The following is a 24,985-nucleotide window of genomic DNA, read 5'->3' on the forward strand; positions in this document are numbered from 1 at the left end:
GTTATAAATATGCGAAGTTATAACATTTTGTTAATATAATTTTAGCTAAAAACTCGTAACAACACCTAACTCGCTATAAAACACAACCAAATAATTAATTTACAAATTTTTAACTCATGCAAAAAAATAAAAATAAATTCAAATAAGACGATTATTGACTAAAATTATAGATTAAAAGCATTCTTACGTGTTAGGTATTGAATGATATTTTACCTATTTTTTAAAGAACTTCGGATGAAAAAAATCAGACTTTTAAAACGAAGTAGGATTAATTCCATATAACGGGAATAATTCCAATTATTTCAAATAGATTTCCCTACATTTGTTGATCGATTAAAAAACATGCAATCACAACTTTTCGCAATTATAGATGTAGAAACTACCGGCGGTGGCATTGCAGGCAATCGCATTACCGAAATATGCATCGCACTTTTAAAGAATGGTGAAGTTGTAGATAAATATTCAACATTAGTAAACCCCGAGCGCGATATTCCGCAGTACATTACAGCACTCACCGGAATTGATAATGACATGGTATCCGACGCCCCACGCTTTTTTGAAGTTGCCGAAAAAATTGAAGAATTTACAAAAGACGCAATTTTTGTAGCGCATAACGTAAGTTTCGATTACAACGTAATTCGCGGCGAATTTAGGCTTATAGGTCAGCATTACAACCGAAAAAAGCTATGCACTGTTCGGCTTTCACGAAAATTAATACCGGGTATGCTTTCCTATAGTTTAGGGAGGCTATGTAACACTATAAATATTCCGCATCTTAATCGGCACCGTGCTGAAGGCGATGTAGATGCTACAGTTATTCTCTTCCAAAGGCTACTTTCTTTAGATAAAGATTTCAGCACAATTAGTTCATTTTTAAATCCGCGCTCAAAGCAAGCCACCCTTCCGCCACATTTGCCCGCCGAACAAATAGACGAGCTCCCGGAAGAGGCCGGAATTTATCTTTTTAAAAACCAAAAGCACCAAGTGATTTATGCTGGAAAGGCGAAAAATATTAAGAAACGCGTTCTCTCCCACTTTTACGATAAAAAAACCAAGGAGTATCAATTAGGGCAGGAAACACATTTTATTGACTTTGAACGTACTGGCAATGAATTGTTGGCCCTTTTGGTGGAGTCTGAACATATTCGAAACTACTATCCAAAATTTAATCGCGCCCAAAAATGGCCTGCCACAACGTATCAAATAATAAGTTACGAAAATCAACGTGGCATTACGCAGCTTGCATTAGGTAAAACTAAAGCGCATCGCGATTCGGTTAGTACGTTTTACAATCGCGCCGAAGCTACCGAAAAGCTGGAGGAAATATGCGAAACATTTAAACTGTGCCCACGGTTTTGCAGTTTGCAAAGTAGTACCGAAAAATGTTCGCACTATCGCATAAAAAACTGTGAAGGTATTTGTGAAGGCTCCGAAAATGTGGCAGATTACAATTTAAAGGTGCAAGCGGCTATAAAGTCTTTAGACGAAAACCAACCTACTTTCGCTATTCAAGGAAAAGGCAGAAATCAAGACGAAATTGCTTTTGCTTTAGTTACTGAAGGGCAGTATAAAGGATTTGGGTTTTTTAGCAGAAGTGAAGCTATTTGCAATATTGAAGACTACGAACCTTTTTTAAAATTGCAACAAGCTAGTTATCACACGCACGCAATTATTAGAAGTTATCTTAAAAAAAATGGCGATCGCAATGTGGTTTATTTTGAAAAGCCCAAAAAACTTACAAATCACCGCCTAAAGAAATTATCAACGTATAAAGAAACCACAGAAACCGAAAATATTTTCAGCCATTGGAATTTGGGATAAACATTGCTTTCTAGCCTTTCCTTTTGAAAGAGATAGGTAGTTTTTCGTTCTACAAATTAGAATTCATAAAACTATTTTAGGGTAGATTGGCAAATAATATTTCGTCAAAACTTGTAATTACCCTATCTGCTTTACTGTAATCCTGATTTGCGGAGTGCGGACTTTTAAAACCCACGCAATAAATATTGGCGGCTTTTGCAGCGGCTATTCCGTTTGTAGAATCTTCAATAACCATGCAATTCTCTCTACGCTCGTTAGCGAGTTCGGCAGCTTTTATAAAAATTTCTGGATGCGGTTTTGAAGCTTTTAAATCGGCACCGCTAATTTTGGCTTTAAAGTATTTATTCAAGTCGAACCTATCAAAAATTCGGTTTATGTTAGGCATAGAAGCCGAAGATGCCAAAACCAACGTTAGCCCGTTATTGTAATAATCTTTAATTAAATTATGCACTCCGTCTAAAAGTGCTAATTCACTATCATTTTCAAACAAATATTTAAAGTGTTTTCTTTTTAAGGCAACTAAGTTTTCTGGAGCATCAGAAAGGTTAAAGTGATTACAAAGTGTTCTGCAAATAGGCAGAGTTGCCTGTCCGGTAAACGAATCGTACAAAGTTTCGGAAACTTCAATATTTACATCTTCAAACATTTTAAAGTATGCTTTTCGGTGCAAGGGTTCGGTATCTACAATTACCCCATCCATATCAAAAAGTACTGCTTTTAGCATTTTTTATAATTTTTGTTGGCAAAGAAAACAAAACTTTTTTAGAGTATCCCTTCAAAAGCAATTTGACTTCTTTTTAAATTGAAATATCATGTTTAAGTTGCGCTAATAACTCAAAAGAATTCAATCGCGCTTTTTGATCGTATATATGGGCAACCGTAATTAGTTCGTCAATATGAGTTTCCGAAATAAAATTGACTAATTTCTCCTGAACCGTTTCTGGGCTTCCCACAAATGTATATTGCATCATTTTCAAAATTTGTGCTTCCTCAATCGGACTCCAGCGTCCGTTCATACTTTCCACCGGCGGCGGAAGCGGTGCACGGGTATTTCTGATAATATTTAGCATAAACAGCTTCATACTCGTAGCCAAATATTCGGCTTCCGCATCGGTTGTTGCCACGACAACATTAACGCAGGCCATAGTATACGGCTTATTTAATTGCTTGGAAGCTTCAAAATTGCTGTAGTATAAACCCAGCGCATCGTGTAAATGTGTTGGTGCAAAATGACTGGCAAACGCATAGGGCAAACCCAGCGCTCCAGCCAATTGTGCACTGTATGTACTTGAACCCAAAAGGTAAAGCGGTACTTCCAAACCTTCGCCCGGAATGGCCCGAACCAAACTATTTTTATTGGTTGCTGAAAATAACCTTTGCAATTCCTGCACGTCATTCGGAAAATCGTTTACCGTTTCTGTGCGTTCGCGTCTAAGTGCTCGCGCTGTAATCTGATCTGTACCCGGCGCACGCCCCAAACCCAAATCAATTCTTTCTGGGTAAAGTGTAGCGAGGGTTCCAAATTGTTCTGCAACAATAAGGGGCGCGTGGTTTGGCAACATTACGCCACCAGAACCAACCCGAATGGTTTTAGTGTTTCCGGCTACATACCCAATAAGCACAGGCGTGGCCGAACTCACAAGACTTTCTGCATTGTGGTGTTCCGAAATCCAAAACCGCTTAAACCCTAAATTCTCCGCGTGTTGCGCCAACGCCAAGCTGTTTTCCATAGCTGTTTTATGGCTACTGCCTTCAATTACAGGGACAAGATCTAAAACTGAAAAAGGGATTTTTATAGTATGCTTTTCGTTACTCATATTTTTTAAATTTTGGCTCTTTCATATTGTAGTGGCCAATCTACGTCAACATTTAACTCTTGGGCAGCGTGCAGTGGCAAATAGGGATCTCTCAAACTTTCGCGCCCAAAGAGAATTAGATCTGCCTTCTCTTTCTTTAAAAGTTGCTCGGCCTGTTCTGCATTGGTAATTTGGCCAACGGCTCCTGTTAAAATATTCGCTTCTTTTTTAATTTGTGCAGCGAAACCTGCTTGATATCCCGGTTCGCTCGGAATGTTTGCTTTGGGAACATTTCCACCCGAAGAAACATCAATTAGATCTACCCCTATTTTCTTTAAGGCCATTGCGAGCTTTACAGAATCATCAACATTCCAACCGCCCTCTATCCAATCTGTGGCTGAAATGCGAACGAACAGCGGCTTTTTCTCCGGCCATTCGTTTCTTACAATCTCGGTAACCTCCAGTAAAAGTCTAATTCTGTTTTCAAAACTGCCACCGTATTTATCGGTTCGTTTATTAGCCAAAGGCGAGTAAAACTGATGGAATAGATATCCGTGGGCCGCGTGAATTTCAACTATGTCGTAACCCGCAATTTTAGCACGGATGGTTGCGGCTTTATAATCGTTTTTTATTTTGTCAATTCCGCTTGCGTCCAAAGCTAATGGTGCAGGTTCCGTATCCCTAAAAGGCAAAGCAGAAGCAGAAACCGTTTGCCATCCATTTTTATCAGTAGGCTTAATTTTTTTGGCTCCTTCCTTCGGCAATTCGTGACTGGCTTTTCTGCCAGCGTGTGCTAATTGAATTCCTATCAATGCGTGCTGCGCGTGAACAAAATCGACAATTTCTTTAGGTTTTCTGATTTGCTCATCGTTCCATAAGCCCATATCGCCATAACTAATTCTTCCTTCGGGCGAAACAGCAGTTGCCTCTTGAATTATCAATCCAAAACCGCCAACCGCACGACTGCCCAAGTGCACTAAATGAAAATCGTTTGCATAACCGTCAACGCAGCTATACATACACATAGGCGACACTACCGTTCTATTTTTAAACGTGGTGTCTTTAATTTGTAATGGGGAAAAGAGTAGGCTCATATTTTGTGTTTATTCTCTATTATTATTTGTTTTATATTGAATTGGCATTCTATAAAAACTTTAAAAACCCGAAAGGTTTTCTACGTTTTATATAATCGAAATGTTGTTCGTGAAAATACGCTTCTCTTTCAAAAGAAATATTACGATACGCTTTTAGCCGGTTTTTATATTGAAACCAACGAAATAAGAATTCAATCCCGTACCATACATAAAAAAGCACCAAGAGCAATTCGGCTTGTTGGCGAAGATGAATGCGCTCGTGATTTATAAAAATAGCGTCATTTTTTAATGAATTGTGTTTTAAAATTACGAACGGCCAAAGAGTTATTCCATTAAAATTTTTTCGAAGAAGTTTTGGTTGCACGAGTAATATCACGTTTCTATAAAATAGCAAAAGTTAGTTCGAGATTCAAATAAAGAATCCCGAGCTAACCAATTAGTAGTTTATTGTTTTAGAAACTGTCGCAATACATATTGCAAAATTCCTTCATTTTGGTAATAGGCAACTTCAATTGGAGAATCCAGTCTGGCAACAACTTTAAATTCAATTTTCTTGCCATCCTCAGTTTTCGCAATAACATCAATTTTTTTAGATGGAGTTAAATTATTCTCAATACCCGTTATACTAAAAGATTCGTTACCCGTAAGCCCGTGAAAACTGGCCGATTCACCCTTTAAATATTCCAGTGGCAATACGCCCATCATAATTAAATTGCTTCGGTGAATACGCTCGTAACTTTCTGCCAAAACGGCCTTAACCCCAAGTAAAATTGTTCCTTTGGCGGCCCAATCTCGCGATGATCCACTACCGTATTCTTTACCGGTAAGCACAATTAGCGGGGTTTTATCTGCAATATATTTTTGCGCCGCATCGTACACGGTCATTTCTTCGCCTGTAGGGAGATACTTGGTATAACCGCCTTCGCGTTGGGCCAATTGGTTTTTTATACGCACATTGGCAAAAGTTCCGCGAACCATCACTTCGTCATTTCCGCGACGCGAACCGTAGCTGTTAAAATGTTTCTTTTCCACCCCTCGCGAAATTAAATATTTACCTGCGGCGGAATCTTCGGAAAAAGCTCCTGCCGGCGAAATATGATCTGTAGTAATACTATCGCCTAACATCAACAGGGCGCGGGCGCCTTCAATATTTTTAAGTGGCTTTGGATCGTCAGGGAGATTGTGAAAAAACGGCACTTCCTTTATATAGGTAGAATCGTCTTCCCATTGGTAGAGATTATCTTCCGGCACTTCCAAGTTTTGCCAAATATCGTTTCCTTCAAATATTTCGTCATAATTCTTTTTAAAATCTTTAGGTGTTAACACCTTGCTCATCACTTCGTGAATTTCGTCATCGGTAGGCCAGATGTCTTTTAAATATATTGGCTTGCCGTTTCGGTCGCAGCTTAATGCTTCCGTTGTAAGATCTATGTCTACTCTCCCAGCGATTGCAAAAGCCACAACGAGCATTGGCGACATTAAGAAATTCATTTTAACCTGTGAATGAATTCGCGCTTCAAAATTTCGGTTTCCAGAAAGTACAGAGGTTACAATTAAATCGTTTTCTTCCACTGCTCTAGAGATTGCTGGCGGCAATGGCCCAGAATTTCCAATACACGAAGTACAACCATAGCCTACCAAGTGAAATTGCAGAGCTTCAAAATCTTTTAGCAGATCTGCTTTTTCCAGATAATCTGTAACTACTTTTGATCCAGGCGCCAAAGACGTTTTCACCCAAGGCTTTACATCTATGCCGTGTTCCCTGGCTTTTTTGGCCACCAAGCCAGCCCCTATCATTACAAATGGGTTTGATGTATTTGTACAAGACGTAATAGCCGCAATTGCTACCGCACCATCGGAAAGCATATATTTTTCATTGCCGTGCGAAATCCAAACGGTTTTTAAACCATTTTTAATTTTAGCTTCAATTTCTACATCGGGTTCGGGATCGTGCGGCTGCTCAACCGGCTGGCTTCCACCTTCGGCTTTCCACCGCGTTATTGCATCTTCTCTATCTGCGGGCGCAATATATTTTCTGCCGAAGGAAGTATCCTCCAACTCAATAAACTTTTCTTTTAAATCTTTTAATAAAATTTTATCCTGTGGACGCTTTGGCCCAGCTACACTTGGCATTACAGTTGAAATATCCAATTCTACTACATCGGTATATTCAATTTTATCTTCATCCTGTCTCCACAGCATATTTGCTTTACAATAATCTTCAACCAACTTTATCTGTTCCTCGCTGCGATTACTGCCGCGCATATACTCCAACGTTTTGTTGTCTATTGGAAAATAAGTAATTGTACAGCCAAACTCTGGCGACATATTACCAATAGTTGCTCTGTCTGGCACCGAAAGATTGTCTAAACCGGGTCCAAAAACTTCAACAAATTTACCCACTACCCCATACTTACGCAGTAAGTTGGCAATGGTAAGCACTAAATCTGTGGCCGTTGATCCCAGCGGGAGTTTTCCAGTGAGCTTTAAACCAATAACTTCTGGGCTAATAAAGTAAATAGGCTGCCCTAAAATGGCGGCTTCGGCTTCAATACCGCCAACGCCCCAAGCCACTACGCCAATTCCGTTTACCATAGGAGTATGACTATCGGTACCCACAAGCGTGTCTGGAAAAACCATGCCGTCGCGCGCAATGGCTCCCTTAGAAAAATACTCGAGATTTACTTGATGGCAAATACCCATTCCCGGTGGTACCACGCTAAAATTATTAAAGGATTTCTGTGCCCATTTTAAAAATGTATAGCGCTCTCTATTGCGTTTATACTCCTCTTCCATATTTTGTTGGTAGGCGTATTGAGCGGCAAAATAATCTACTTGCACACTGTGGTCTATCACCAAATCTACAGGAATTAGCGGGTTTATTTTGGAAGCATCGCCACCTTTTCGCGCCATTTCGGCTCTAAGCGATGCAATATCCACTACGGCCGGAACACCCGTAAAATCCTGCATTAAAACACGTGCAGGCTTAAAAGCGACGTCTTTTTCGCTTTGTTCAGGGGTCCAATTGAGTATTGTTTCTACGTGTTCTTTAGTAACCGAAAAATCATCAAAATTGCGCAGTGCATTTTCTAGTAAAATTCTTATAGAAAAAGGCATCTTGCTTATGTTATGCCCTTGTTTTTCGAGTTCGGGAAGACTGTAATACGTAAGTTCTTTGTTAGAAGAATTTAACTTCTTTGTGAGATTGTAGATATCGTGTTGCATAATTTAGCTATTAAATTACTAAAATTACGCAATATTTACTGTCTTAAGTAGGTAGTCTATTTGTTTAACAAGGTGTTAACAATTAGCTTATTTGTTGAAATTAATAAATTAAAGCAATTTGTGCAGCACCGCAATTTTTTTTCTAAAACTTTAAAAATAATCTTGCTTAAACTAGTAGTTTTCATTTAGAACGCTCACGAGTATTTTACTGTTTTCCAAACTCATTTTTTTACTGATGCGATAGCGTATGCTTTCCACACTTCGAATACTTCTGTCGAGAAAAAACGCAATTTCCTTATTTTTAAAACCTAATTTTAAATAATAGCACACTAGTGTTTCTGTATTTCCTAGTTGGGGATAATCTTCATTAATTTCATCAAAAAAAGACTCGTTTAATTCCTGTAGCATTTCAAAATGCTTTTCGTCGTCGTTTTTTATAGTAGTTGTTTCGGCATTTATAGTTCGGTATAAATCTCTAATTTCACTTCTCTGCGTGGATTTGTCTTCTTTGGAAGTAATTGCTTTAAGCTTGTTTTTTACATCTTCAATATAACTTTCCAACTCATGGTTTTTTACTTTTAGTTTCTCGTGTTTTGTTTCAAGTTGCGAAAAGTTTTTCTCCTTAAGTAAGAGATGCTTGATGCTTATCTTTAATTTTTTGTATCCAAAAATCAATACAAATAAAAAGAACAAGAGTACAACTCCTAATATTTTAAGCCAATTTTGATGTCTTTCTGTGTTTTCAGACTCTTTGCTCAATGTTTCTTCGGTTTTCAGCAATATGTCGTTTAGTTCTAAACTGGCTTCCATATTATCGCTAAAAATTTTTTCCTGAAATAGTTTAAGAGAATCTAAATAGGCGAGGCTTTTATCATAGGCTCCCTTGGCTTTATATGCCTCTGCATTAAATGAATAAAATTCACCTTGCGCAATTAGCCCTAAATAGTCTTGTAAACGCCTTGCATTAGACAAATAAAAGATAGCAGAATCTGACTGCTTTAGGTCTAAATGCAGTTTGGCCATACATATATTTAATTCGGCCTTATAATTTTTATAATTATATTCTTCAATTGTAGGGTTAGATTTTAGGCTTCGAAATTCATCCAAATATTTGTTGGCATTTTCTAGATCATTTAAATGTATATAGTTAGACGTTAGCATATATATAGCGAACAAATAGTAGTATGCATCGTCTGTTACAGCTTTGTACTCCGCCAGATCTTTAAGGATAAGCTCATTGCACTTTTTATAATCACTGTGCGTAAACGCAACGTAGGCATGCATTTGCTTTATCTGAAGTAGTCCGTTATGATCGTTTGCAAGTGTGTAATACCTTTGGGCGTCATCTAAATATTTATAGGCCGTAGAATCATTTTCAATTACATAAATATCTGAGAACAGTTCTATGCTGGCATCACCAGCAACAGAATAATCTTTTTCTTTTTTGGCATTTCTAATTGCCAGCAGATAACTTTGATACATTAATGCCTCCTCGTTTAGGCGGTAGTAGGCAATTCCCTGCAAATAATAATATTTTCCAACGCTTCCATCTATGTAGTTTTCCAGCGGTGTAGGAATGCTGTCTAAAAACTGAAGTGCTTTTTCGCCATCTACAAGAACATATACATCTGCGGAATCAATATACTTACCGTAATTGTTTTCCTTTTGGGAAAAAACGGGTAAAAATTGAAGGAAGAGGAAAACACAAAACAGGAATTTCATCAAAAAAAATAAGAGATTTGAGTTAAAAAATTGAGTTTGTAATTATACACCTTTTAACTGTAAAGTACAATATTTAGGGTTGCGTAGTAGGTGCGTAGTTGAAATTTTATTGTTGAATTGTAAAAAAATTAAATTCGCTCTATAAATTTTAATTCCACAAAAAATGTTGAAAAACTTTACCTTCTTATTTTGCATCTTGAGCATCGGGTTTATGACGGCCCAAAACAAAGATTTTGAATATAGTCAAAATTACAAATCTAGTGTAAACGACCCCAGCGCAAATTTCTTTGAAATAGTAGCGCAGAAAAGAGCGGAAATAGCCACTTGGGATCTTCGCGTAAAAGCAAACCACAAAGCGATGAAACAATTTGAACGCTGGGTGTACATTTGGCAAGACAAAGTAAACGCAGATGGATCTTTTCCTACAATGGCCAATCGTCCGTTATCTGGCACTGCATATATAAATGCTTTAATGGCAGACCAAAACCAAAATCGTGGTCCTGGCGATACGTGGGAACAGATAGGGCCTGTGGACAAACCTTTAGAAAATGGATATGTAGGCTATCCTGGAAAGGGAAGAATAAACGTAATTGCTGAAGACCCAACAAATACAGACATAATGTATGCTGGATCTGCTGCCGGAGGTATTTGGAAAACAACTAATGGTGGTTTGTTATGGACGCCAAAATCTGATTTTCTTGCGGGATTGGGTGTTACAGATATACTTGTAGATCCAAACAATACCAATATAATTTATATGGCAACTGGCGATGAAGACGGACAGCATATTTCTTCAATAGGCGTGTTTAAATCTACAGATGCCGGTGAAACGTGGAACCCAACCGGTTTAACATTTAGCTTAGACGAAAATGAATTTATAAACGACTTGGCATTTGCTCCGGGCAGTAGTACCAAAATTTTTGCTTTAACAAATACTGAAATAAAAGTTACTACCAACAGCGGAACTACTTGGACAGATGTACCGGTAACTTATCCCTATGGAACTTTTACAGAAGGATTTCAAAATATAGTTTTTGATCCAAATGATGCTACCAAAGTGGTGGTTTCAGATAGATTTGATGCTATATATTTTTCTACGGACAGTGGTGCAAACTTTGCGATGCACGCTATTTTTGAAGGAGGAAATAGTCAGAAAAAATTAAAAATAACCAGTTCGCCAAATGATCCCGATTATTTTTACGGTGTAAGTGAAGAAGAAAGAAGCAGTGGGGTTATTACCAAACAAGCTGAATTTAGAAAATATAAATTTAATTTGGCAAACACAGCCGCAGATTTAGTATCATCAACAGACATGACCGGGTTTAATTCGCAAGGCGGTTACAATCAAAATATTGCGGTTTCTCCTGTAAATAAAAATCATATTATCGTTGCCGGTGTAAATGGATTTCGCTCTACCGACGGAGGAGCCACCTTTACTACCCTAATGAATGCTTATGACACACCTCCAGGAGTAGGTTTTTATGTACATGCAGATCATCATCACGTATCATTTGTAGGAAATACTGAAAATGTATTAAATGGGCATGACGGTGGCATTCACAAAGGACCATTTAATGCAACAACCGCTACGCCTTGGGAAGATATCTCTAACACATTAGTAATTACACAACCATATAATATTGCAGTTACACAAGAAGCCAGTGGCGATAACTTTATGATGGCCAATCAGGATAATGATGGTTTCTCGAAAATACTGCAAGGTGGAAGTAGAAATTGGCTTTCGGCAATTGCAGGTGATGGTACGGCAACAGCTATTGATATTTCAAATTCAGATATTAGATACTTGGGTGGAACAAACGGGCAATTATATCGCGCAGATGCTGGATATGCAGATGGGTACGACCAAGCTACCTATATTCTTGGAAACAATAATGATGCTGCATTTGTTTCACCAATGGCAGTACATCCTACCAATGCCAATATTATTTATGCATGTCACGGCGATATAAAAAAATCTGTAAATAAAGGAGGTACTGGAGACCCAAGCGACTGGACCGCATTAAGTACGGGATTAACCAGAACAAAATTTATTGATGTTACAGCTAATGGTGGATCAATACGAATTTATACCATTAGTGAAACTGGTGTTGCAAAAAGAAGCGATGATGATGGAGCAACCTGGACAACCGTAACCCCACCAGCAGGGCAGGTTTTTAATAGTTTTTCGGCAATACCAAATGCCACAATAGTTTATGCAACGGTAAATGGTTACAATGCAGGAAATAAAGTATATAAATCTACTGATAGTGGCGCTACTTGGACGAATATAAGCGCTGGTCTTCCAAATATAATTATGAAGAAGGTAGTTGCCAACAGAGCCTCCACAGACGAAACTCTTTATTTAGGCACTGAATTAGGCCCTTATTTTAGAAACAATACAGCAAACTGGCAAAAAATGGGTACAGGTTTGCCGAACGTTCGGGTAGAAGATTTAGAAATAAATTATACCGACAATATACTTTATATTGGAACATTCGGACGTGGTATGTGGAAAATGTCTACAATCCAAACAGACTCAACACCACCAGTCCCAGATGTACCCGTGTTACCAGATGTAATTTCGCAGTGCGCTATTAATAGTATCGCCGAATTAACGATTCCAACAGCTACCGATGCAGTGTCAGGAACAATAAACGGAACTACCACAGCAACATTCCCTATTACTGCAAACACGACCATTACTTGGACTTATACCGATACAGCTAATAATTCTTCAACACAAACGCAAGATATTATTATCAATGACACTACAGCACCTGTTCCTGATGTAGTAAATTTACCAGATGCTATTGAACAATGTAGTGTAACGAGCTTGCCAGTGCCAACCGCAACAGATAACTGTGTGGGAAGTGTTACAGGCACTACAACAACTACATTCCCTATTACTGCATCAACTACGGTAGTTTGGACGTATACGGATGGTGCTAACACAAGTACGCAGAACCAAACGGTAACTATTAACGATACCACGGCTCCTGTGCCAGATGTTACAACTTTACCGGACGTTGTAGAACAATGTAGCGTAACCAGTTTACCTGCACCAACAGCAACAGATGCTTGTGCGGGTAGCGTAACGGGTACTACAACAACTACTTTCCCTATTACTGCATCAACTACGGTAGTTTGGACGTATACGGATGGTGCAAACACAAGTACGCAGAACCAAACGGTAACTATTAACGATACCACGGCTCCCGTGCCAGATGTTACAACTTTACCGGACGTTGTTGAACAGTGTAGCGTAACCAGTTTACCTGCACCAACAGCAACAGATGCTTGTGCGGGTAGCGTAACAGGTACTACAACAACTACTTTCCCTATTACTGCTTCAACTACAGTAGTTTGGACGTATACGGATGGTGCAAACACAAGTACGCAGAACCAAACGGTAATTATTAACGATACCACGGCTCCCGTGCCAGATGTTACTACATTACCGGACGTTGTAGAACAGTGTAGCGTAACCAGTTTACCTGCGCCAACAGCAACAGATGCTTGTGCGGGTAGCGTAACAGGTACAACAACAACTACCTTCCCTATTACTGCATCAACTACAGTAGTTTGGAATTATACGGATGGTGCTAACACAAGTACGCAGAACCAAACGGTAACTATTAACGATACCACGGCTCCTGTTCCAGATGCTACTACATTGCCAGATGTTATTGAAGAATGTAGCGTAGCAAGTTTACCTGCACCAACCGCAACCGATAACTGCGTTGGCGGCGTAATAGGTACTACAACAACTACTTTCCCTATTACTGCATCAACTACGGTAGTTTGGACGTATACGGATGGTGCTAACACAAGTACGCAGAGCCAAACGGTAACTATTAACGACACCACGGCTCCCGTACCAAACATTCCTAATTTACCCACAATAACAGCTACTTGTAGTGTTGATAGTATCCCCGCGCCAATTGCGACAGATAATTGTATTGGAAGTGTAACTGCAACCACCACGGCAACTTTCCCGATTTTGGAAAGTACTGTAATAACATGGTCGTATACCGATGGAACGAATGTTTCCATTCAAAACCAGATAATTGTTATTGAGCCTATTGACAATTCGGTTACCCAAACCAGCAATACCTTAACTGCCAATGCATCCGGATATAACTATCAATGGGTTGATTGCGACAACGGTAACGCTCCAATTTCTGGCGAAACAAACCAGAGCTTTACCCCTACGGTATCTGGAAACTATGCTGTAGTTATTAGTAATGCGCTATGTACAGTAACCTCCAACTGTTATATGGTTACAGTTTTAGGCATACCAGAAACGAGTTTTGGTACAAACCTAAAAGTATATCCAAACCCTGTAAAAAGGAGTGTTACTGTAGAATTAGGATCCTTCCATAAAAATGTAAGTGTTAGTATTTACAATTTATTGGGACAAATAGTGGCGAAACAAGATTTCAATGACACCAATAAAATTGAAATGGAAATTGAAGCAGCTGCTGCTATATATTTTATGAACCTTACTTCTGAAACAGGGCAGACAGTAATGCTCAGACTTATTAAAGAATAGGCTCATAGCTTTAGATTAATTGTTATTCGAATAACTCCAAAGACTACCTTTGGAGTTATTTTTGAATAATAATTAAAATTCGCACAATAAATTAAGTTGCTTTACACATCGTTTTTGCAACCGATTTAACTACGTTAAAAAATCTTTCCTTTATTAATTTCTTTCAGAATTTTAAAGGAAATAATCTGAATGAAGAATTCAAAAAAAATGCATTATTTAAAAATCATTGCGCTGTCGCTCGTTACAGGTATAACAATAGGCTGTAACATTATACAAGTTTCAAATGTACATAGTCAAATACACAGACCCGGATTGCCATCAGGCTCACCAACAATTAATTATTCCTGGAAGCTCTCTGTAGAAAAACCTATTGAAATAAAATCTGTTTCATTATATAAAAAAAGTGAAGTAATTAAAATTCCCAACTATATTATTTACGATTTAAAAGACGGAAAAATAATTAATGGGGAAAAATTGCCTTCGGGAGACTATTTTATAAAATTTGAAATTTCAGGCAACCAACTCGATCCAAAAGAAGAGAATATAATTCAACTGGAATATATTAAAAATAGCACCAAAAATACCCTTCGTTTTAAAAGCACAAAAATTGCAGATTTACTTATGAAATAGTTATTTGAAATATTCTGACTTTCATTTTACCCTAAAATTTAAACCACATATATTGAATGAATTTTAAAGTTAAGAATAATAAAAAAACTCCCGAAACATAACATCTCGGAAGTTTCTTTCTCCCCACATTCATAAATTTTAAACTATTCCTTTACTATCTTTTTTGTTATTGTGCCATTTTCAGTTTCTAGTTGAAGTATGTAAGCACCTCTTACAAGATTTTCAATATTTACTTCTCCATTAGAAAAAATTGAACCGGTATCTCTGCCAAGCATATCAAAAAGCGTAACGTTTTTTAATGCCACTCCAGTTGGATTCTCAATGTATAGTTTGTTGGTAGCTGGATTTGGGTACACACTTACCAAAGCCAGATCGTTCTCGCTTACCCCAAGCGATTCACCATTAATCGCAAAAAGACTGTATTTTCTGGAACCTCCAAATCCAAGGGTTGTAAGAGCTCCATTAGAAAGATTAACCGTATAAAAAGTAGACCAAATAGCACCTTCTCTATTCTGCAAAACTGCATACATAACATTGGTGCCGGGGTCTATGGAAAACCCGCTTCGCACCGGGTACATTCCATTGGGAAGCATATTGCCAACTACGCTGCCAACACCCGTATTAATATCTACAGTATACAAATTTCCTGTGTTAGCATCGGCAACGTACACGTTTCCGTTGTTGTCTATTTCCATAGCAACGCCATTTAAAATACCTGTACCAGCACCTATTGGTGTTAGAACGCCGGTGGTAATATTAACCTCATAAAACTGTGTTCCGGAGTTATTGTTAGGGTCTGCACTCAATGCGTAAAAAGTATTATTTGTGGTGTTAAAAGATAACTGACTTAAAAATTGGCCACCTACATTGCCGGATACGGTAGCGGCATAGTTTACAGCTCCCGTACTTAAATCTACAATTCCCAGTACATAATCTGGGGCTTGATATACAAATGTATAAAGTTCGCCAGCATCGTTAAAATCACCTCCCAACATAGTAAAAGCATTACCCGTAATTACAGTACCCAATGGGTAATACGGCCCTGCAAGCGGAATAGTGCCAAACTGCCCCGGATTGGTAAAAGTTTCCATTACATAAACATCTGTTGCAGCTCCGAGCAAATTCTGCGCTTTGGTGTTAGCTGCAATAAGTGCGAACAAAAAAGTAAAAAGAAGTAAATTTTTCATGACTTATAATTTTAAGGATTATAACCATATATCGAAGATTGAGTAATTGGTCATCATTCTTTTGGGAAGAATTTTTGTAAATTTAAAACCCTTAAACACAAATTTTCAGTCTGAATATTTTCCGGGAGATCCTTTTACGGTTTTCACTTCCGAATATTCTGAAATAAGGAATGCATATTTTGCTGAAAGGTATGCTGTTTGGAAGAGGGGGGAATGGGAAGTAAAGCCTAAAATAAATTTATTTGTAGCTTTAAATTAGTTCCATCATTTCAATAAATATTCTTTTATGAAACTAGATCAAAGTAAAAACAGTGATTTTACATTCGAAATGACCTCAGAGAATGTCGAGAAAATAATCAAAAAAATTAAATCACATATTAACGATGATGATAATGGTTATTGCCGTGTAGGTTGGGCAATGGCAGAAATTTTAGGAACTGAACAAGTTTATAATGATAAAGAACAAGTTTTAAAAAAAGTCAGAATTACTTCTTTGATTACGCAATCTGGAAAATACAAAGCAGAGTCGTCCGTAAAAGATTATAGAGATTGGGATATTATGCTAAATAGTGACTATCAAAAATCCCAATTAGAGATAAAGCTAGCTAAATCAACTCTCAAAGCATATAAATTAAATAATAAAGCAACAATTATAAACGTTTCTTTTGGCTTAATAAATCTGATACTATTAGTGATTCAAATTTTGTTATTAATATAAAACAAACAGCTATCCCGCCAACGCCACCAATTTAGCAAGCGTACGATGGTTGCGCGTAGTAGCCGCAACCTTCAGCTTTTTCTCAAAGAAGTTGTTGTTCAATTTTGCATTGCCGTAACCATTGCCGAAGTAGATATAAACACATTCTGGGGTCAACACAAATTCTTCATTTGGGTAGCTAATTTCGCGCACTGCCTCCATTAATTTCGCTTTGGGTGGCGATGTAAGTAACATATAATAGGTTTCAGTTTTCTTTGTTTCGTCAAAAGGACAATCGGCTAAAATTTCGGCAATTGCCTCGCCTGTTTTTACTAATACGGGAACTTCCCAACCAAACTTATTCGTTATTTCATTTGAAATTTTTTCAGAAAGACTTCTTTCTCCCGCAGCAGAAAAAATCACGTTCCCGCTTTGTATATAAGTAACCACATTTTCAAAACCCAATCCTTCAAAAAGAAGTTTTAAATCTGCCATTTTCAGTTTTTTATGTCCGCCAACGTTAATACCGCGAAGGAGAGCAATGTGGGTTTTCATTTTAATAGTTTTGGCGCTGGTGAAGAACCTTATAAATCTTTATACTGCCATCTGTCAGTTCATAATGAATATTAAAGCTGAAATATTCTAAAGCAACAATGCGTACAGAATCGTACCGAATCTGAAACGCTTCCGGCATCAATTTAATAACTTCTAATGTATTAAAGATATCATCTAAGAACAAGTCTCCCTTTTGAGCAAGATCATATTGGCATTTCGCTCTGTAAATATCACGCTTGGCATCCTCCGAAAAGAATGTTTTATCTGCCATAGCTCTTCTTTATTTCTTCGGAGGTATACCATTTTAATTTCCCTTCTGCATCACGTTTCTTCAATATATCCATCATAGCCTTATATTCCTCACTGGGCTCTGCTAAACGCAGTGCCGTTTCTTCCAAAGACCATTCAAGGAAATTTTTTAAAGAACGCTTGTTTATTTTTGCCTGTTCTTCAAGAATAGCAATTGTTTTATTATCCAGCTCGATCAATTTTTTTGTCTTTCCCATTGTATATAGATTGTATATATCAAATATATACAATCTAATACTGAATTTCAAAAATTAATTATAAATTTTGTGAAACAACGAACCCACTCGTCCAAGCACTCTGAAAATTGAAACCTCCAGTAATAGCATCAATATTAAGCACTTCGCCCGCAAAAAATAGGTTTTGGCAAATTCTACTTTCAAAAGATTTGAAGTTCACTTCTTTTAAATCTACTCCACCAGCTGTTACAAATTCTTCCTTAAAAGTACTTTTTCCAGTAACTTCAAAAATTGCCGCGGTTAACTGATTTGCAATATTTAATAGATTTTCGCGCGTAGCTTCGGCCCAAGTTAGGCGTTCGTTAATTCCCGAAGATTTAATAATACTTTGCCAAAGTCGTTTAGGCAGATCGAACTGGGCATACTTAAATATGGTCTGCTTCCCTTGAAATGATTTTAATTCCTTTAAAGAATCTAAAACATCTTCTTCAGAAAGTGTATTCAACCAATTTATTTCAATATTGAAATTATATTTTAAAGGTTCCAAAAGTCGTGCGCCCCAAGCCGAAAGTTTTAAAATGGCGGGGCCACTCATTCCCCAATGGGTAATTAAAAGCGCACCGCTACTTTCTAAAAGTGTTTTGCTTTTATTGTCTAGTACTTTTACCGTTACATCGGTGCTTAAGCCGGGTAAATCTGCAATACGGCTATCTTTAATATTAAAAGTGAAAAGCGAAGGCACCGCAGGCACAACGGTATGTCCCAAACCTTCAAGTATTTTCCAAATCTTCGGATTACTACCTGTGGCAACAACTAGTTTTTTTGCCGAAAAAGTCTCCGAGGTTGTATGTAAAATGAAGGATTCACCCTCCTTCTGAATTTCTTTTACGGGTTCATTTAACAGAATTTCAACACCCAACCGTTTGGCTTCAGACAAAAAACAATCAATAATTGTTTGGGAAGAATCTGTAACCGGAAACATACGGCCGTCTTCTTCAATTTTTAGCTCCACGCCTCTATTCTGAAACCATTCAATGGTATCGCCAGTCATAAAAGTGTGGAAAGGCCCTAAAAGCTCCTTTTCACCCCGCGGATAGTTTTGTGATAATTCTTTCGGGATAAATTCGGCGTGGGTAACATTGCACCTTCCACCGCCAGAAATTTTCACTTTTGTGAGTACTTCCTTTCCGCGTTCGAGGATTATAATTTTAAGATTCGGATTCCTTTCCGCAACATTAATTGCTGTAAAAAATCCGGCTGCCCCACCGCCAATTAGTAGTATATCGGCCTTTTTCAAACAAGTGCTTTTTCGGCTGCAAAAGATTCGCAAAGCGCAATTGTTTCTTTTACATCAGTGAGAGTTGTTCGCGGATTTATTAAACACATACGCAGCACCACTTGCCCATTGAGCACCGTGGTTACTAATAATGCTTCTTTGGAATTTACAACACTTTGTGAAATCCGCTGGTTTAAAGCGTCCAATTTTTTCTCTGAGAGCTTGTTGCCAATTGGGTTATATCTAAAGTTGATAACCGCCAAAGTTGCCGGCGAAATTACTTCCCAATTAGAACTTGTACGAAGAAAGCTTTCGGTAGCTTCTGCCAATTTAATATTGTATGAAATAGCTTTTCTAAATTCGCCCATTCCAAAAGTTTTTACAGACATGTAAAATTTTAATGCGCGGAAACGGCGTGTTAATTCAATCCCGTGATCGTAAAAATTTATCTCGGAAGTATTGCCTTCAATATCGCGAAGGTATTCAGGTTTTTCGGTAAAAGTTCCCTTTAACCACTTGTGATTTTTAATTAATAAACATCCTATTTCATACGGTTGATAAAACCATTTATGTGGATCGACAGTTAAGGAGTCTGCCTTTTCAATTCCTTTCATCGCTTTTTTTCCGTCTTCAGAAAGAATTGCAAAACCTCCGTAAGCCCCATCAATATGAAACCAAATATCTTCCTTTTTACAAATTTTTGCAATCTCCGATAACGGATCTACCGTTCCCGTATTTGTAGTTCCGGCAGTTGCAATTAAGCAAAAAGGCTGCAAACCTTCCAGTCTATCTTTTGCAATTGCGTTCTTTAATTTATTGAGCGAAAATTTAAACTCGCCATCGGTGGGGATTACTCTAATTTGTTCCTTTTTAAAACCGAGCACACGAATGGCCTTAATATTTGAGGAATGCGCTTGGTCTGAAAGATAAATTACTGCCTTGCTAAAATCGTCGCCACATTTTACCGTACGTGCTGTAACCAACGCAGTTAAATTGGCCATTGAACCACCACTCGTAAAAATTCCACCTCCTTTTTTCTGAGGAAAACCGAACATTTTTAACAACCAGTTCATAGTAACTATTTCCATTTCGGCTGCAGCGGGCGAGGCTTGCCAACCTCCAGAAAATATATTAAAACCTGAAGCCAACCCATCTGCCATGGCACTAATATAATTGCTCGGCCCCGGAACAAATGAGTAGGATTTTGGATGCGAAACAATATTGCTTTTGGTCATTACTTCGTTTAAAACAAAATTTAAAACCTTTTGTGGATCGCTGGATTTTTCGGGTGCATCTTCAAGAAATAAATCTTCCATTTCCTCTCGTGACCCAGAAACTACGGGTAGTTTTTCGTTTTGGGTTGCAAAATGCTCCACGATGGCATCAACTACTTTATAACCATAGTGTTTCATTTCGTCATGGCTCAATTCTAACGTTGCTTTATTCTGAATTTTCACGGATGTGTATTTTGAAATTTTAAAGTGCAAAATTACAGTTTTATGAAGGGAAATTAGGCTTTTATATAATAAAAATGCCTTGATGTAAAAACCAAGGCATTTTAAAAAAATTGTAGCACCGAACGTAGTCCAGACCTGTAAAGCGGTCACGTACTGCGATTGAATAAACTATCGCGTTATTTTACAATCATTTTCTTTGTAACCGTTTGTGTATTATTGCTGAATTTCACAAAATACATACCAGGAGATAAGTTAATTGGCAAAGATTGTTGCCCTTCAGAAATTGTTTTTAAAGCAATTAAACTTCCTTGTACATTATAGATTTCAACTTTTTCAAAAACAAAACGGTTGTTGAAGTTAATTTCGTTTTTCACCGGATTTGGATAAAAGTTAAAGTTTTCGGCCGTATTCTCCGCAACACCCAATACGCCACATAAAAAAGGATTAAAAGTAACCTCGCCTAAAGTAGGGTCGTCAACGCTGTGATAAATTACATCTTCTACTTGTTCCGGAGTACTTTCCTGGTTTTCGATCCAGCAGTTATTTTTAGCCATAATCGGGTTTGCCGTGTTGTTGTACAGTGCGTACACTACGCCTCCATTTTCGTTTTCGGCAAAAATATTATTGCCCGGATTACCTGCGTCATCTCCGAGATTTGCCGTAGCTGAGCCTTGTAGTGTAATTCCCCAAAGGTTTCTTCTTATTTGGTTATCCGAAACAATTATTGCAGTTCCAACATTAGAAGCATTGTGGTTTATTCCGCTTCCACCGAGCAAAGGATCTCCCTGAATGTTATTGTCTTCAATTATATTATTTTTTATTTCTGCCGAATCTACATTACCCAAAATAGTAATTCCGTACCGATTGCCGCGAATTGTGTTATTTTCAATTAGCACATTTACATCGCCGCCCACGAAATTGGCAATGGCAATACCGCCAGCTTGGTCTAAAGCAGGATCGCCAATGATTGTATTTTGAATAATCTCTAATGTAGTATTTGCCAATGTGGTACCCAAATTAATTTGCGGTCTGTTAGAATTTGCAATATTGTTACCTTGGATGGTATTGTTGAAAATATAGGCCGAAACAGCCGAATTTGCAGCAGAACCAATTGCCGGATTGCTATTGGATGAAATAGTATTATTGGTAATTTGCGGCGTTCCGCGAGAAAGTTGAATTACAGCACTACTTGTTGTTCCGGAAACATTATTAGTAAGCGTACAGTTATCTATGGAGAAAGTTTCGGTTAAAACTCGCAAACCACCCCCGTAGGTTATGGTTGCATTTTTTATATCTATAGTTGAAAATTCCTCAAAGCGAAAACCGTCGTAGGGTGCGTTTTCGTCTAAAGCTGTAATGGTTACAGCATTTGCATCTACTGTGAAATCGCCAAAAATCGTAACTCTTTTTTCAAAATCAATAAGTAAAGTTAAATCGGCGTCTATTAGCAGCGCGTCATTTTCCGAAATTGTAAGATTTCCCAAAAGCGTGTAGTCACTACCAGAAACAGTAATGGTAGAAGGGCTTGCAGCCGCAATGTCGTCTAGCGAATAGGTAACACCTGTATTTGGAGTTGTGTAATCTTGTGCAATCAAAGCACAGCTTAAAAGTGTAAAGAAGACACTAAAAATAGTTTTTTTCATTTTTAATTATTTTTTAGAATGTGGCAAAAGTAGGGATATGTAATTAAGCAAAAAAGTTATTTAATTGGTTTTACATAATTACAAAAGCGGTAACTTTGAAATATGGTATTATACGTTTTGATGCTATTTTTTATAATCAGCCCCTTTTTTCCTGCAACTGGAAACCCGCATTGGTTTTTCAGAACCGCAGATTTTGTACGATTGCAATCTTTATTTATACAACTAGTTTTACTTGGGCTGTTTTTCTATTTTGAAGAAAACTACTCGGCTTTTAGTTATGCCCTCGCAATAGCTTTAATTGCCAGCGTATTGTATCAGCTCTATAAAGTGTTTCCGTATAGTTTTTTATTTCCAAGAAGAAGATCGCACGCTGCGAGCGATGGCCACGTTTCTATTTTAGCCGGAAATGTTTTGCAAACCAATACAAGCTATCCTCAATTTTTAGCCGAAGTAAAACGATTTAAACCAGATTTGGTTTTGGTAATGGAATCGAACAAAGATTGGGAAAACGGACTTTCAGAACTTGAAAACAACTACCCATTCACCGTAAAAGTACCCTTAGAAAATTTTTACGGAATGCATTTGTATTCTAAAAAAGAATTGAAAAATGTGGAGGTAAAATACCAAATCGAAGGCGATAAGCCTTCAATTTTTTTCGATTACTACACCGATAAGTATTCGCCAATATTTTTCTGCTGTTTACATCCCGCTCCTCCCAGCCCCACTGAAAATGAAACCTCTAAAGAGCGCGATGCAGAGTTAATGATTACAGGAAAACGAATACGAAAACTAGACAAACCAACAGTTGTTTGTGGAGATATGAACGATGTTGTTTGGAGCCGCACCACCCGCCTTTTCAAAAAAATGACGGGAATGATAGATCCGCGTGTAGGCCGTGGTTTCTTTTCTACCTATCATGCTAACTATTTCTTTTTACGATTTCCTTTGGACCATCTATTCCACACGCGCGATCTGTATGTTGGAAAAATGATTCGTTCTAAAAATTTTGGCAGCGATCATTTTGCTATGTATTATGAAATCCATCATAAAAAAAAAGTAAAAACTCCTGAGAATCCTAAATTAAACGGCGAAGAAAAAGAAGAAATTGAGGAGTTAGTAGATGAAGGAAAAAACAATACATAATATTGCCATTCTTTCGTTTTATAATTTAAAATATCCCCTCTCAGTAATCTTTTGTTTTGCGTCTTGTTTTTAGATATTTTTTCCGCCACACACACTACGCAGCTACACAATTTTAAAAGTTTCAAAATTATTGTAACTTCATAGGCTATATCAATAATTTAAATACGGAGCATTATGGAGGATAAAAAATCGAAATTAACAAGACAAACTGGAGCACCTGTTCCAGACAATCAGAATGTACAAACCGCCGGACCACGCGGCCCAATGCTTATGCAAGACGCATGGTTTCTCGAAAAAATGGCGAATTTTGACAGAGAAGTAATTCCCGAAAGGCGAATGCACGCCAAAGGTTCGGGAGCTTTCGGAACATTTACGGTTACGCACGATATCTCGAAATACTCCAAAGCGAAAATTTTTAGTGAAGTGGGCAAAAAAACCGAAATGTTTAGTCGCTTTTCCACCGTTGCCGGGGAAAGAGGCGCTGCCGATGCCGAAAGAGATATTAGGGGTTTTGCCTTAAAATTTTATACCGAAGAAGGTATTTGGGATTTAGTTGGAAATAATACACCTGTTTTTTTCTTCCGTGACCCAATGAAATTTCCAGACTTAAACCACGCCGTAAAGCGCGACCCAAAAACTAATTTGCGGAGCGCCAACAACAACTGGGATTTTTGGACATTGCTACCTGAGGCTTTACACCAAATTACCATTGTTATGAGCGATCGCGGCATTCCAAAAGGTTACAGACATATGCACGGCTTTGGAAGCCATACTTATAGTTTAATAAACAATGACAACGTTAGGCACTGGGTGAAATTCCATTTTATTACCCAACAAGGTATTAAAAATCTAACGGATAAAGAAGCCGCAGAATTAGTGGGTATTGATAGAGAGTCTTCGCAAAGAGACTTGTTTGACGCCATTGAAAAGAAAGATTTTCCAAAGTGGAAGATGTTTATTCAGGTTATGACCGAAGAGCAGGCAAAAACATATCGCTTTCACCCTTTCGATTTAACCAAGGTTTGGTCTAAAAAAGATTTTCCACTTATTCCTGTAGGTGAATTTGCATTAAACCGAAACCCCGAAAATTATTTTCAAGATGTTGAACAGGCAGCTTTTAACCCAACGAATATAGTACCTGGAATTGGCTTTTCTCCAGATAAAATGCTACAAGGACGATTGTTTTCGTACGGTGATGCACAACGTTATAGATTGGGGGTAAATCATTACCAAATTCCTGTAAATAAACCTACCTGCCCGTATCACGCTTATCACAGAGATGGCGCTATGCGCGTAGACGGCAATTATGGAGCAACCAAACATTACGAGCCAAACAGCTACGGACAATGGCAAGAACAGCCCGATGCAAAAGAACCACCGTTGGAATTAAATGGCGATGCCTATGCCCATAATTTTAGAGATGACGATGAAGATTACTACACACAACCAGGCGATTTATTCCGCATAATAAAGAGCGATGGGAAAGCACAGCAATTGTTTGATAATACTGCAGCTCAAGTAGGGGGTGCAGAAAAGTTTATTCAGATTCGCCATATTAGAAATTGCTATAAAGCAGATCCAGAATATGGCGAAGGTGTGGCTAAAGCGCTGGATTTAACAATGGAAGAAGTTGATAGTTTTGACATGGCTCCATATAACAGATGGGCCCCCAGCCCCTCACAACGATAAACTCACAAATCAT

The 24,985-nt window shown here is 37.9% G+C and carries 19 protein-coding genes; 6 read left to right on the forward strand and 13 right to left on the reverse strand.

Features of this window, described 5'->3' with window-relative positions:
- Positions 1-342 precede the first annotated feature (342 nt).
- Positions 343-1,821: an exonuclease domain-containing protein gene (locus QCQ61_RS01875; protein ID WP_279449028.1), complete on the forward strand. Its 1,479-nt coding sequence runs from the start codon at positions 343-345 to the stop codon at positions 1,819-1,821.
- A gap of 76 nt (positions 1,822-1,897) precedes the next feature.
- On the opposite strand, the gene QCQ61_RS01880 is transcribed toward QCQ61_RS01875, so the two are convergent.
- The 6 genes from QCQ61_RS01880 to QCQ61_RS01905 form a co-directional block, all read right to left on the reverse strand.
- The gene (locus tag QCQ61_RS01880; RefSeq protein WP_279449029.1) at positions 1,898-2,545 is read right to left on the reverse strand and encodes an HAD family hydrolase; all 648 of its coding nucleotides are present in this window, start codon (positions 2,543-2,545) and stop codon (positions 1,898-1,900) included.
- Between the two features lie 73 nt (positions 2,546-2,618).
- The gene (locus QCQ61_RS01885) at positions 2,619-3,638 is read right to left on the reverse strand and encodes an LLM class flavin-dependent oxidoreductase (protein WP_279449030.1); all 1,020 of its coding nucleotides are present in this window, start codon (positions 3,636-3,638) and stop codon (positions 2,619-2,621) included.
- Between the two features lie 5 nt (positions 3,639-3,643).
- Positions 3,644-4,711, reverse strand: coding sequence for an NADH:flavin oxidoreductase/NADH oxidase (locus tag QCQ61_RS01890; protein WP_279449031.1), 1,068 nt, complete (start codon positions 4,709-4,711; stop codon positions 3,644-3,646).
- 49 nt (positions 4,712-4,760) lie between these two features.
- Positions 4,761-5,075: a hypothetical protein gene (locus QCQ61_RS01895; protein WP_373693835.1), complete on the reverse strand. Its 315-nt coding sequence runs from the start codon at positions 5,073-5,075 to the stop codon at positions 4,761-4,763.
- A gap of 80 nt (positions 5,076-5,155) precedes the next feature.
- Positions 5,156-7,936 (reverse strand): aconitate hydratase AcnA, encoded by a 2,781-nt coding sequence (gene acnA, locus QCQ61_RS01900; RefSeq protein ID WP_279449033.1) that lies wholly within the window; start codon positions 7,934-7,936, stop codon positions 5,156-5,158.
- Positions 7,937-8,107: 171 nt separating this feature from the next.
- Entirely contained in the window at positions 8,108-9,658 is a 1,551-nt protein-coding gene (locus tag QCQ61_RS01905; protein ID WP_279449034.1) for a helix-turn-helix transcriptional regulator, read from the reverse strand.
- A 163-nt stretch (positions 9,659-9,821) separates the two neighbouring features.
- Here QCQ61_RS01905 and QCQ61_RS01910 point away from each other — a divergent pair, with 163 nt between their 5' ends.
- Complete coding sequence (locus QCQ61_RS01910) at positions 9,822-14,210, forward strand: T9SS type A sorting domain-containing protein (protein ID WP_279449035.1); 4,389 nt, start codon at positions 9,822-9,824, stop codon at positions 14,208-14,210.
- Positions 14,211-14,399: 189 nt separating this feature from the next.
- On the forward strand, positions 14,400-14,840 hold the full coding sequence (locus QCQ61_RS01915; protein WP_279449036.1) for a hypothetical protein: 441 nt from the start codon (positions 14,400-14,402) through the stop codon (positions 14,838-14,840).
- A gap of 143 nt (positions 14,841-14,983) precedes the next feature.
- On the opposite strand, the gene QCQ61_RS01920 is transcribed toward QCQ61_RS01915, so the two are convergent.
- On the reverse strand, positions 14,984-16,027 hold the full coding sequence (locus tag QCQ61_RS01920; protein ID WP_279449037.1) for a T9SS type A sorting domain-containing protein: 1,044 nt from the start codon (positions 16,025-16,027) through the stop codon (positions 14,984-14,986).
- Between the two features lie 286 nt (positions 16,028-16,313).
- Between QCQ61_RS01920 and QCQ61_RS01925 the strand changes: the two genes are divergently transcribed.
- Positions 16,314-16,745, forward strand: a complete 432-nt coding sequence (locus tag QCQ61_RS01925; RefSeq protein ID WP_279449038.1) for a hypothetical protein — start codon at positions 16,314-16,316, stop codon at positions 16,743-16,745.
- A 9-nt stretch (positions 16,746-16,754) separates the two neighbouring features.
- Here the strand turns inward: QCQ61_RS01925 and QCQ61_RS01930 are convergent, their stop codons facing one another.
- The 6 genes from QCQ61_RS01930 to QCQ61_RS01955 form a co-directional block, all read right to left on the reverse strand.
- Positions 16,755-17,279 (reverse strand): DUF1697 domain-containing protein, encoded by a 525-nt coding sequence (locus QCQ61_RS01930; protein WP_279449039.1) that lies wholly within the window; start codon positions 17,277-17,279, stop codon positions 16,755-16,757.
- Position 17,280: 1 nt separating this feature from the next.
- A complete protein-coding gene (locus QCQ61_RS01935; protein WP_279449040.1) occupies positions 17,281-17,550 on the reverse strand; it encodes a type II toxin-antitoxin system RelE/ParE family toxin in 270 nt (89 codons plus the stop codon).
- Complete coding sequence (locus tag QCQ61_RS01940; protein WP_279449041.1) at positions 17,540-17,785, reverse strand: hypothetical protein; 246 nt, start codon at positions 17,783-17,785, stop codon at positions 17,540-17,542. Before QCQ61_RS01940 ends, QCQ61_RS01935 begins: the two co-directional genes overlap by 11 nt.
- Positions 17,786-17,843: 58 nt before the next feature.
- Positions 17,844-19,061 (reverse strand): BaiN/RdsA family NAD(P)/FAD-dependent oxidoreductase, encoded by a 1,218-nt coding sequence (locus QCQ61_RS01945; protein ID WP_279449042.1) that lies wholly within the window; start codon positions 19,059-19,061, stop codon positions 17,844-17,846.
- Positions 19,058-20,452, reverse strand: a complete 1,395-nt coding sequence (locus tag QCQ61_RS01950; protein ID WP_373693818.1) for a pyridoxal phosphate-dependent decarboxylase family protein — start codon at positions 20,450-20,452, stop codon at positions 19,058-19,060. Before QCQ61_RS01950 ends, QCQ61_RS01945 begins: the two co-directional genes overlap by 4 nt.
- Positions 20,453-20,673: 221 nt before the next feature.
- Positions 20,674-22,140 (reverse strand): T9SS type A sorting domain-containing protein, encoded by a 1,467-nt coding sequence (locus tag QCQ61_RS01955; protein WP_279449044.1) that lies wholly within the window; start codon positions 22,138-22,140, stop codon positions 20,674-20,676.
- A 102-nt stretch (positions 22,141-22,242) separates the two neighbouring features.
- On the opposite strand from QCQ61_RS01955, the gene QCQ61_RS01960 reads away from it, so the two are divergent.
- Both QCQ61_RS01960 and QCQ61_RS01965 read left to right on the forward strand, forming a co-directional pair.
- Positions 22,243-23,283, forward strand: coding sequence for an endonuclease/exonuclease/phosphatase family protein (locus tag QCQ61_RS01960; protein WP_279449045.1), 1,041 nt, complete (start codon positions 22,243-22,245; stop codon positions 23,281-23,283).
- 174 nt (positions 23,284-23,457) lie between these two features.
- Positions 23,458-24,972: a catalase gene (locus QCQ61_RS01965; RefSeq protein WP_279449046.1), complete on the forward strand. Its 1,515-nt coding sequence runs from the start codon at positions 23,458-23,460 to the stop codon at positions 24,970-24,972.
- Positions 24,973-24,985 lie beyond the last annotated feature (13 nt).

It is taken from the genome of Aequorivita marisscotiae (assembly GCF_029814825.1).
In the GTDB taxonomy this organism is placed as follows: Bacteria; Bacteroidota; Bacteroidia; order Flavobacteriales; family Flavobacteriaceae; genus Aequorivita; species Aequorivita marisscotiae.

Coding starts and splice junctions, on each gene's coding strand:
- QCQ61_RS01875 (WP_279449028.1), top strand. CDS start 343: ATGCAATCACAACTTTTCGCAATTATAGATGTAGAAACTACCGGCGGT.
- QCQ61_RS01880 (WP_279449029.1), bottom strand. CDS start 2,545: ATGCTAAAAGCAGTACTTTTTGATATGGATGGGGTAATTGTAGATACC.
- QCQ61_RS01885 (WP_279449030.1), bottom strand. CDS start 3,638: ATGAGTAACGAAAAGCATACTATAAAAATCCCTTTTTCAGTTTTAGAT.
- QCQ61_RS01890 (WP_279449031.1), bottom strand. CDS start 4,711: ATGAGCCTACTCTTTTCCCCATTACAAATTAAAGACACCACGTTTAAA.
- acnA (WP_279449033.1), bottom strand. CDS start 7,936: ATGCAACACGATATCTACAATCTCACAAAGAAGTTAAATTCTTCTAAC.
- QCQ61_RS01905 (WP_279449034.1), bottom strand. CDS start 9,658: ATGAAATTCCTGTTTTGTGTTTTCCTCTTCCTTCAATTTTTACCCGTT.
- QCQ61_RS01910 (WP_279449035.1), top strand. CDS start 9,822: ATGTTGAAAAACTTTACCTTCTTATTTTGCATCTTGAGCATCGGGTTT.
- QCQ61_RS01915 (WP_279449036.1), top strand. CDS start 14,400: ATGAAGAATTCAAAAAAAATGCATTATTTAAAAATCATTGCGCTGTCG.
- QCQ61_RS01920 (WP_279449037.1), bottom strand. CDS start 16,027: ATGAAAAATTTACTTCTTTTTACTTTTTTGTTCGCACTTATTGCAGCT.
- QCQ61_RS01925 (WP_279449038.1), top strand. CDS start 16,314: ATGAAACTAGATCAAAGTAAAAACAGTGATTTTACATTCGAAATGACC.
- QCQ61_RS01930 (WP_279449039.1), bottom strand. CDS start 17,279: ATGAAAACCCACATTGCTCTCCTTCGCGGTATTAACGTTGGCGGACAT.
- QCQ61_RS01935 (WP_279449040.1), bottom strand. CDS start 17,550: ATGGCAGATAAAACATTCTTTTCGGAGGATGCCAAGCGTGATATTTAC.
- QCQ61_RS01940 (WP_279449041.1), bottom strand. CDS start 17,785: ATGGGAAAGACAAAAAAATTGATCGAGCTGGATAATAAAACAATTGCT.
- QCQ61_RS01950 (WP_373693818.1), bottom strand. CDS start 20,452: ATGAAACACTATGGTTATAAAGTAGTTGATGCCATCGTGGAGCATTTT.
- QCQ61_RS01955 (WP_279449044.1), bottom strand. CDS start 22,140: ATGAAAAAAACTATTTTTAGTGTCTTCTTTACACTTTTAAGCTGTGCT.
- QCQ61_RS01960 (WP_279449045.1), top strand. CDS start 22,243: ATGGTATTATACGTTTTGATGCTATTTTTTATAATCAGCCCCTTTTTT.
- QCQ61_RS01965 (WP_279449046.1), top strand. CDS start 23,458: ATGGAGGATAAAAAATCGAAATTAACAAGACAAACTGGAGCACCTGTT.